The 10,227-nt window shown below is 44.6% G+C and carries 7 protein-coding genes and 1 pseudogene; all 8 read left to right on the forward strand.

Annotated features, from left to right (window positions below):
• Positions 1 to 290 precede the first annotated feature (290 nt).
• The gene (locus ACM0OY_RS20135; RefSeq protein ID WP_414570625.1) at positions 291 to 917 is read left to right on the forward strand and encodes an L-2-amino-thiazoline-4-carboxylic acid hydrolase; all 627 of its coding nucleotides are present in this window, start codon (positions 291 to 293) and stop codon (positions 915 to 917) included.
• Positions 918 to 922: 5 nt separating this feature from the next.
• The gene (locus tag ACM0OY_RS20140; RefSeq protein ID WP_414570626.1) at positions 923 to 2,371 is read left to right on the forward strand and encodes an FAD-binding protein; all 1,449 of its coding nucleotides are present in this window, start codon (positions 923 to 925) and stop codon (positions 2,369 to 2,371) included.
• 401 nt (positions 2,372 to 2,772) lie between these two features.
• Positions 2,773 to 4,056: pseudogene (locus ACM0OY_RS20145) on the forward strand (glutamyl-tRNA reductase); the annotation flags it as partial.
• A gap of 214 nt (positions 4,057 to 4,270) precedes the next feature.
• Positions 4,271 to 5,365, forward strand: coding sequence for a Rieske 2Fe-2S domain-containing protein (locus ACM0OY_RS20150; RefSeq protein WP_414570627.1), 1,095 nt, complete (start codon positions 4,271 to 4,273; stop codon positions 5,363 to 5,365).
• 287 nt (positions 5,366 to 5,652) lie between these two features.
• Complete coding sequence (hemE, locus tag ACM0OY_RS20155; protein ID WP_414570628.1) at positions 5,653 to 6,705, forward strand: uroporphyrinogen decarboxylase; 1,053 nt, start codon at positions 5,653 to 5,655, stop codon at positions 6,703 to 6,705.
• 5 nt (positions 6,706 to 6,710) lie between these two features.
• A complete protein-coding gene (gene hemC, locus ACM0OY_RS20160) occupies positions 6,711 to 7,697 on the forward strand; it encodes a hydroxymethylbilane synthase (RefSeq protein ID WP_414570629.1) in 987 nt (328 codons plus the stop codon).
• 206 nt (positions 7,698 to 7,903) lie between these two features.
• Positions 7,904 to 8,896 carry a porphobilinogen synthase gene (gene hemB, locus ACM0OY_RS20165; protein WP_414570630.1) on the forward strand — a complete coding sequence of 331 codons (993 nt, stop codon included), beginning with the start codon at positions 7,904 to 7,906 and terminating at the stop codon, positions 8,894 to 8,896.
• A 194-nt stretch (positions 8,897 to 9,090) separates the two neighbouring features.
• Positions 9,091 to 10,002 carry an alpha/beta fold hydrolase gene (locus ACM0OY_RS20170; RefSeq protein ID WP_414570631.1) on the forward strand — a complete coding sequence of 304 codons (912 nt, stop codon included), beginning with the start codon at positions 9,091 to 9,093 and terminating at the stop codon, positions 10,000 to 10,002.
• Positions 10,003 to 10,227 lie beyond the last annotated feature (225 nt).

Below are 10,227 nucleotides of genomic sequence, written 5' to 3' on the forward strand. Positions count from 1 at the left end.
TTTTTTAGCAGATATCTAGCGTTGACGCTCATTTTACTATACTTATGGAGTTCAATTCATGTTAGTCCTGAATCACCAAGGACATGCTAGCCCTGAATTAGCCAGGATAATAAACTCCATCTTTGAGCAGGATACCAAAGATTTGATTGACAAGTTTATGTAGTCAATCGTAAGAATCTAAGAGCAAAAGAGTTTATGGCGATCGCTCTCTGAAATTTAGCAGCAATTAGCCATTGATTACCTCGTTTTTCCAAGTCATTTAAATGAGTAAATAACACGGAGATCTGCCAATGGATAACGTTATAGGTATCGGCGACATTAGCATGAGCGACGTGATGCAAATGGATTCCTCTAAAGCAGTGAGTATGTTTAGGAATCGATTTGCAGCCTACAAAAAGCTAGCAGATGAAATTGGAGAAGATGCAGCTTTTGAACAAATGATGTTAGCCTATCCTGGTCATCAAAAGGCGTTTATGGGTGCTTTCATTGATAACACCACCATAGCCAAAGGCTTTACCGATGCAATTCCTATCTTTCGGATCATGGGCTTCAAAATGCAAGTCGTAGATATTTCCCAAGAAGGAAAAGATGCTGCGCTAGAAATTCAACGAGTTTGCCCAGTGCTTTCAATTGCCAAGGAATATGGACTTGAAAGTCCTTGCCGAGTTATTTGCGAGATGGAACAAGAAGCAACCAGAAGAGCATTTCCTGGTATGAAAGCTGCAATTATTAGCAAGCAGGCAGATGGTGATTGTGTTTGTATGTTCAAGTATGAAAGACCTGCCAAAGGGGTAGAAGTAAAGCCACAAAAAACACCGAGCTTGTTCTCTCATATTCTCGATTTGATTCGCTTGACTCCTAAAATCTTGCAGATTGGGATGAACCTTTTAAAAACGTCTCTTTCTAAAGGATCGTAACTTTTATGAATGGCATTGTTCAAGACCTCAAGCATTTGATTGCAGGTGAAGTCAGCAACGCTTCAGAAATTTTGACAGAAGTTTCCCAAGATTTTGGTGGTATATTCCAAAAGTCTCCCCAAGTTGTTGTCACTCCTCAAAATGCTAATGATATTGCCCAAACTGTTAAATATGCCGCTCGCAAAGGATTAGTAGTTTCTTCACGCGCTGCGGGACATTCGTTAGGTGGTCAGTCTTTAAACCAAGATGGAATCGTTTTAAATATGAGGAATCTCGATGCAATTCGAGATATCCAAAAAGAGCAACTCTGGTTTAAAGCTGATGCGGGGACTTCTTGGAATCAAGTAGTAAATGCTTGTATTCCTGATGGTTTAGTTCCTCCCGTATTAACCAATTATTTTGGTGTTTCTTTAGGAGGAACTCATTCTGCGGGTGGTATAGGTGCAGCCTCTTTTCTTTATGGAAATCAAGCTGATAATTGCCTTGGTCTAGAAGTGGTAACAGCAGAAGGCGAGATTCTCTGGTGTACGCCTGAAGAAAACAGCGAACTTTTTAATCACGTACTTTGCGGTTACGGTCAATTTGGAATTATTACCCAAGTTCAGCACAAACTCAGAGTTTACCCTTCCCTAACCCGCACGTATTTACTGTTCTATGACAACCTAGATGCTCTTTTGCATGACAAACGCGTTTTAGTAACCGAACAAAGAGTCGATCATCTCGTATCTTTCCCAGTTCCCTGTTTGCAAGGAGTATCCAGAGTAACAGGAATAATGCAACCTTTGATTCAATGGTTTTACACGTTGCGAATTACCGTTGAAGCAAATTCTCCTGACGCTATTGATGATAAAGAAATCTTTGCAGGCTTAAATTTTTATCGTCATATTCATACTGAAGATTTGGGATTTGAACAATTCATCGAACCCATGATTCAAGTGGATAGCAAGGATATTGCTCACCCTTGGATGGATGTTTTTCTTCCGGCCTCATCTGCTAAAAATTACATGGAAACGGCTCTCAAACAGTTGCCTTCTTTTCTCGATATTAGTAAGGCACAAATGGGCTGTTTTTGCTTGGTAAACCGCAATAACACCAAGCCTATGTTTCGTTTACCGCAAGAGGAAGAACTGATTATTGGTTTTGGAATTTATCCCAGCATTCCGAAATCGCAAGTTCAACCCATCTTGGCTGAATTGAAAAAGCTCAGTAACCTGAGTTTAGAGATGAATGGAAAAAGATATCTAACTTGCTGGATAGATTTTACTATTCAACAGTGGGAAAGCCAATTTGGCGATTACTGGCCAAAAGTTAATCAAATCAAAAGGAAGTACGATCCTAAAGGAATATTTAACTCTGGCTTTTTTGAGTACGAACAGATTACTCATGCGCCGATCGCACCGCACGAAAACCAACTCGTTGAGAATGTTGCTACTAAGTCTGCGCTCGCAGTATAAGTCATATCGTATCCGTTCAAAGACTTATTATTTAGGCTGACGCGGGGACGCGGGGACACGGAGAGATTTTAAAGAAGCGATCGCTAGAAATTCGATTCTTTAATTTGCACTATATGTTTCACTTTTTGTCAACATATTTTTGAAAAATTTAGATGCGTTTTCCCTGGCACACCACCCGCTAAGAATGAAATAAACACTTTCTTCTCACACTCCCTACTCCTAATACGGTTCAAGATCCCCCCGCCTACGGCGACCCCCTTAAAAAGGGGGTGAAAGAGGGTTATAAGCCCCCCTTTTTAAGGGGGGTTGGGGGGATCTTCGAGGAATAAACACGTTAACCGAACCGTATTGTCCCCACTCCCCATGTTTCTTGAAAGAGGACAAACTTCAGAGGAGGAAACATGAATATTGCACTTGTAGGTCTTAGTCACAAAACAGCTCCTGTTGAAATTCGGGAAAAACTGAGTATTCCAGAAGAACGAATTGAAAACGCGATCGCCCAGCTGTGTAAATACTCTCACATTGAAGAAGCTGCCATTCTTAGTACTTGTAATCGTTTAGAAATTTACGTAGTTGTAAACAAAATAGATCGGGCAGCTGGTGAGGTAACAGAGTTTCTTTGCGAATACAGTAAACTGCCTTTTGCAGATTTGCATCAATATTTATTTACTCTGCTACAGCAAGATGCTGTTAAACATTTGATGCAAGTTGCTTCCGGTTTGGATAGTTTGGTGTTGGGAGAAGGACAAATTCTCGCTCAAGTCAAACATGCCTATCAACTGGTTCAGCAATACAATGACGGTTCTGGACGCATTCTCAATCAGTTGTTCAAGCAAGCCGTTACCACTGCCAAGCGGGTGAGAACGCAGACCTCAATCGGTACGGGTGCGGTTTCGGTTAGCTCTGCGGCAGTAGAATTAGCCCAAATCAAAGTAGAGAAGTTATCGGCTTGCCGAGTGACGATTGTAGGCGCTGGTAACATGGCTCGGCGACTGGTGCAACATCTAATTGCTAAAGGAGCAACTCAAATTTCCATTGTCAATCGTTCCCTGGAACGAGCTGAGGAATTGGCGAATCAATTCCCTGATGCAAAAGTGCAATATTATCCGCTTGCTGAATTGATGTCATTAGTGGCAGCTTCGGACTTGGTTTTTACCAGCACTGCTTCTACAGAACCCTTACTCGATGGAGCCAAACTCAAAGTTGCATTGAAACCCGAACAGCCTTTGATGCTGTTCGATATTTCAGTGCCTCGTAACGTTGATGCGGACGTTAATGAGTTACCTGACGTGCGCGTGTTTAATGTTGATGATTTAAAAACCGTCGTTGCCCAGAATCAAGAAAGTCGTCGGCAAATGGCAATCGAGGCACAAGTATTAATTCAAGAGGATTTAGAAGCATTTCAAACTTGGTTGCGATCGCGAGAAACCGTTTCTATTATTAGCTGTTTACGTGAAAAAATGGAAAAAATTCGCGAACAAGAGTTAGAAAAAGCTTTGTCCCGTATGGGGTCTGATTTTGCTAAAAAACATCAAGAAGCTGTGGAAGCGCTAACTCAAAGGATTATCAACAAAATTCTCCACGAACCGATGGTGCAACTGCGGACGCAGCGGGATGTAGAAGCTCAACGCCTTGTCCTCCAAGTTCTGCAAGAGTTGTTTAATTTGGATACGGGAGAGGTGCAATCTAATTTTGTTGCCAAAACATCTTCTTTATCAATAAGCACCGTAGAAATAGCAGCAAAAAACATCAATCTTGCTCAAGTGAATCTTGAAAATGTCAAAGTTGCTCAAATGAGACTTGAAAGTATTGAAGTCCATGCAAAAGTTGAGGAAGTTATTGCTTAAAGCGTAACTTAAGAAAATTCATTATTCTCCACAGCAATAACAGGAAGCAAGTATGTTAAAAAACTTCTGGTACGCTTGTGAGTTCAGCGCCGCCGTTACCAAAAAACCCAAGCAAGTTCGGATATTAAATCAGAAATTTGTCTTCTACCGTAACAGTCAAGGACGACTGATAGCTCTGCAAGATCGGTGTCCCCATCGTGGTGCTGCTTTATCTCTCGGTTGGGTAAAAGATGACTGTATCCAATGCCCCTATCATGCCTGGAAGTTTCAAGCAGATGGAAGATGTATTGACATTCCTGCTAATCAACCCGGAATTCCTATTCCTAAGAATGCTCGCGTAGATAGTTATCCAATACAGGAAAAATACGGTTTTATCTGGCTATTTTATGGGGATTTACCGGAAAAAGAACGTCCGCCAATCCCACCCTTGCCAGAATTTGAAGACCCAAGCCTACAGAAAATTTTCTTTGAATACGAACTGAATGCTCACTACACCCGCACGCTAGAGAATGATATGGATATGTCTCACGTATCTATTATTCATTCCAAGTCCTTCGGGAATGGGTTTGCATTAGAGCAAAAAATGGAAGATTACGAGCTGAATGTCGGGGAGTGGGAAGGTCACGCCAAAGTTAATGTCCGAGATTATACCAAAGCAAAAGACCTTTTCGCCTTTGTGTTTCGCCCATTGAAAGCCAATGTGAAGGTGACTCTAGGCTTTTATATGCCTAATATTACTCGGTTAGTGGTTGACTTCGGTCGTGGCAAGCTGGTTAATTTTACTGTTCACGTTCCTGTTGACGATCGCACCACGATTACCAAGCGAATTCAGTTTCGCAGTTTTTTAACTTTTCCTTGGGCTGATGGCATATTTCAGCGGGCAGCTTACAAAGTTGTGATGGAAGATAAGGGAGTGGTTGAGTCTGAATATCCGATGGCAGTCCCCGATAAGTTGTCAGACGAAGTTCACGTTCCTTGCGATAACTTATCTATTGCTTATCGCAAACTTCGTCAAAAATGTTTGGCGATGGGATGGGGTATGAAGCCTTATCAGAACCAATCAGATAACTCGAACGGAAATTTAACGCCACCTTCTCCTGAGAAAACAGAATGGTTTATTTCAGCCATAGTGGGCGATCGCTCATGAACAGCTTTTGTCTTATTGAAGAACTAAATTTAACGTGACTTCGATGAAGCTCTCCCTCCCAGCCTCCCTCTCCGAAACGGAAAGGGAGGAGCAACGAAAAATTAAGCTTTTTACTCCCCTCTCCGTGTCGGAGAGGGGTTGGGGGAGAGGTCAAATAAGACTTGTCGAACTCACGTTAAATTTAGAGTTCGCATAACTAGGGCGGGCAAGATGCCCACCCCACAAGATTGGATTGTTGCAAATCCCAAATTCTTGAAATGACAATTATTAAATCCAGGGAGAAATGTATGGGGAATTATACGTTACTGCAAGCTGCGCGAGGTGAAGTACTCGATCGCCCTCCTGTATGGGTGATGCGCCAAGCGGGTCGCTACATGAAAGTTTATCGAGATTTGCGTCAGAAGTATCCCTCGTTCCGCGATCGCTCCGAGAATCCCGATCTAGCCGTGGAAATCTCGCTGCAACCTTTCCGTGCCTTCCAACCCGATGGGGTGATTATGTTCTCAGATATCCTCACGCCGTTGCCTGGTATGGGTATCTCCTTTGACATCATGGAAAGTAAAGGGCCGATATTCGAGCAACCAATCCGCACGCAAGCACAAATTGAGGCGCTGACTGCCCTTGAACCCGAAGCTTCTTTACCTTTCGTGCAGCAAATTCTGAGGACGCTACGCCAAGAAGTTAACACTCAAGCTACCGTCTTGGGCTTTGTCGGCGCTCCTTGGACATTAGCTGCCTATGCAATTGAAGGTAAAAGTTCAAAAGACTACGCCATTATCAAAAGGATGGCTTTCTGTCAACCTGCAATGTTGCATCAATTTTTAGGGAAACTGGCAGATGCGATCGCAGTTTACGCTCGCTATCAAATTGATGCCGGTGCCCAAATCGTGCAACTGTTTGATTCTTGGGCGGGACAACTCAGTCCTGAAGATTTCCAGACGTTTTCTCTACCTTACCTGCAACGAGTCGTGCAACAGGTTAAGGCAACGCACCCCGACACGCCGCTGATTTTGTATATCAACAACAGTGCTGGAATCCTAGAGTTAATGGCGCAATCCGGTGTTGATATCGTCAGCGTAGACTGGACTGTGGATATGGCAGTAGCGCGGCAGCGACTTGGTGCAAATATTGGAGTCCAAGGAAATATCGATCCGTGCGTGTTGTTCGGTACTAAAGAGCTGATCCGCGATCGCATTCTCGACACGATCCGCAAAGCGGGGAATCAGAAGCACATCCTCAATCTCGGTCACGGGATTTTACCGAACACTCCAGAAGAGAATGTTGCTTTCTTTTTCGAGACAGTCAAGCAACTCAACTACGCGTCAAACAATCTCAACTAAAAGCTATGACTTCAGTGCAACCCGCTTCATCTAACATTTCCAGTCCCGTTCGCACCATCCGCATCGGTTCTCGTAAAAGCCAACTCGCACTCGTGCAAACTTACTGGGTTCGAGAACAACTCCAAAAGCATTTTCCCGATATTTCCTTTGAAGTCCACACCATGTCCACCCAAGGCGACAACATCTTGGATGTGGCATTAGCCAAGATTGGCGATAAAGGACTATTCACCAAAGAACTCGAATTGGGAATGCTCAACCAGGAGATTGACTTTGCAGTTCACTCTCTCAAGGATCTGCCGACTTGTTTGCCAGAGGGGTTAGCGTTAGCAGCCGTAACAGAACGGGAAAACCCGGCAGATGCTTTAGTTGTGCATGAAAAACACAAAGATAAGCAAATCGATACGCTGCCAGAAGGCACAGTCATCGGCACTTCTTCGCTGCGCCGCCTCGCACAATTGCGTTATCACTTCCCCCACTTTACTTTTAAGGACGTGCGCGGCAACTTAAATACGCGCTTGGCAAAGCTGGATGATGGAGAATACGATGTGCTGATTTTGGCAGCAGCAGGGTTGCAGCGATTGGGAATGAGCGATCGCATTCATCAAATTCTGCCCACCGAACTCTCTCTGTATGCCGTCGGACAGGGAGCGTTAGGTATTGAATGCCGCGCTGATGATTTGCAAGTACTGTCATTACTCAAAGCAATTGAACACATCCCCACCCGCGATCGCGCTTTAGCCGAACGTGCATTCTTACGAGAACTAGAAGGCGGTTGCCAAGTACCAATCGGTGTTAATACGCAGCTGGACGAAAATAAGTTGACATTAACAGGGTTAGTCGCCAGCGTAGATGGCAAACGTCTAGTCAAAGATTCTGTTACAGGCACTGCTAACGAGGCAGAAAATTTAGGTATTCAATTAGCTCATAACTTGCGGCAACAAGGAGCTACAGAGATTTTGACTGAAATTTTCCAGACAGTCCAGCGGAGTTAGGGAGTTGCAACTCAAAAAATATCCTGTCGCTGTGTAGGCAGGGGAGCAGGGGGGCAGAGGAGAGACAGAAAAATACGATTAAAGGGAAAGGATTTTTTCGCTCGCCGCTTTCCCCTTACCCTTTACCCCTTACCCCTTACCCCTTACCCTTTACCCCTTACCCTTTACCCCTTACCCCTTACCCTTTCATCGTTCATCTTAATACTATGTTTCCAATTCATCGCCCGCGTCGGCTGAGAAGCCATCCCCAACTGCGGCGGATGGTGCGCGAAAACGTTCTGACAACCAGTGATTTAATTTACCCGCTTTTTGCCGTACCGGGTGAGGCGATCGCTAACGAAGTCAAATCCATGCCTGGAGTTTACCAACTTTCTGTAGATAAAATCGTCGAAGAAGCGAAGGAAGTTTACGACCTCGGCATTCCAGCCATTATTTTATTTGGCATTCCTGAAGATAAGGATTCAGATGCAACGGGCGCTTGGCACGATTGCGGGATCGTTCAAAAAGCTGCTACTGCCGTTAAAGAAGCTGTACCCAACTTAATCGTGATCGTCGATACTTGCTTGTGCGAATACACTAGTCACGGTCACTGCGGCTATTTAGAAGTAGGAGATTTAACCGGGCGCGTTCTCAACGACCCAACGCTGGAATTGCTGAAAAAAACGGCAGTTTCACAAGTCAAAGCGGGTGCAGATATCATCGCGCCATCTGGAATGATGGATGGTTTCGTGCAAGCCATTCGTTCGGGTTTAGATGAAGCAGGCTACCAAGATACGCCGATATTATCTTACGCCGCCAAGTATGCCTCGGCTTATTATGGGCCTTTCCGCGATGCCGCCGACTCAACACCGCAATTTGGCGATCGCAGAACTTACCAAATGGACGCCGGTAACAGTCGTGAAGCCTTAAAAGAAATCGAACTCGACATTATCGAAGGTGCAGATATGTTAATGGTCAAGCCAGCCTTGGCCTACATGGATATTATCTGGCGCGTCAAGGAAGCAAGCAACTTACCCGTTGCTGCTTACAACGTTTCTGGCGAATACTCAATGGTTAAAGCTGCTGCCCTCAACGGTTGGATTGACGAAGAACGGGTGGTAATGGAAACATTGACTGGTTTTAAACGGGCTGGCGCTGACTTGATTTTGACTTATCACGCCAAAGACGCTGCTCGTTGGTTAGCGAAGCTTGGCAATTAAAGTTTCTAGTAGTTCGCTTTCGTGACGCAAGCGGGGTAAGGGGTAAGGGGTAAAGGGTAAAGGGTAAGGGGTAAAGGGGAAAGGGGAAAGGTTTTAAATCCCTTACCCTTTCCCCAGCGCTCACAAGCGCATTTTTGGGTTGGCAGACCAATAGTTTTGATTTAATGTCGTTGGCGTAGAAAAGGAAGTCTTGTATGTTCATTCCACTCGGTTTCGTGCAACGCTCCGTTTTAACTAGCTTGGGAAAGATGGCCTATTACACTAACCAAGGTGAACTTTGGGCAACCGATGGAATGGGCGATACCCCAGAGGGCACGCTACGCGAACGCGAAACTTTAATATTCTTCCACGGTATTGGAGGTGGGGCATCTGCCTATGGGTGGTCGAAGGTCTATCCAGCATTTGCAGGAGATTATAGAGTGTTGGCACCCGACTTGATTGGCTGGGGGCGATCGGATCGTCCCGAACAAAATTATCTTCCAGGCGACTACATCGCAATGCTAATTGAGTTCATCGAGAAGACGTGCCAAGCCCCTGTAACAATAATTGCTTCTTCCCTAACTGGAGCTTTTGCAATCCGAGCCGCAGTCAAACGTCCCGACCTGTTTAAATCACTCATTCTTACGCTTCCGTCAGGCATTAAAGACTTTAGGCAATACTACAGCAATAGCTTCTTCGCTCAAATTGCCAGTGTTCCTATTCTCGATCGCGTTCTTTACGCAGGGCAAGTCAGCAGCTTTGGCATTCGTGACTTTTTTGAGCGAGTGTTTGCTCAACCCAATCGTCTTTCTCCCGAAATTGTAGAAGCTTTTGTGCAATCGGCGCAGCAGCCAAATGCCGAATATGCTGCCCTGTCATTTTTACAAGGTAGTTCATCCTTCGATCTATCAGAATACATTCCAAAATTGACAACACCTACCATCTTTATTTGGGGAAACCAAGCGAAGTTTACAGGGCCGGATGTAGGGCGTCGCCTTGCAAATCTAAATCCACAAGCAATTCAAGCATTTATAGAACTAGAAGATGTAGGATTGAGTCCAGAACTGGAAGTGCCGGAAGTAATAATCGGATTAATTCGCAAGTTTTTGCCTGTGTTAGCACAGTAAATTTTTGATATGGCGCTTCTTAGTTGAGTAGGCTACTGCCAAGAACACCAAGAGTTATTAAAGCCCTATCTTTGATGCATCGACCTGCACCTTTAATGCATCGACCTGCACCTTTGATGCATCGACCCGCACCTTTGATGCATCGACCTGCACCTTTAATGCATTGACCCGCACCTTTGATGCATCGACCTGCACCTTTGATGCATCGACCTGCACCTTTGATGC

This window comes from Nostoc sp. CCY 9925, assembly GCF_963920935.1.
Classification (GTDB): domain Bacteria; phylum Cyanobacteriota; class Cyanobacteriia; order Cyanobacteriales; family Nostocaceae; genus Nostoc.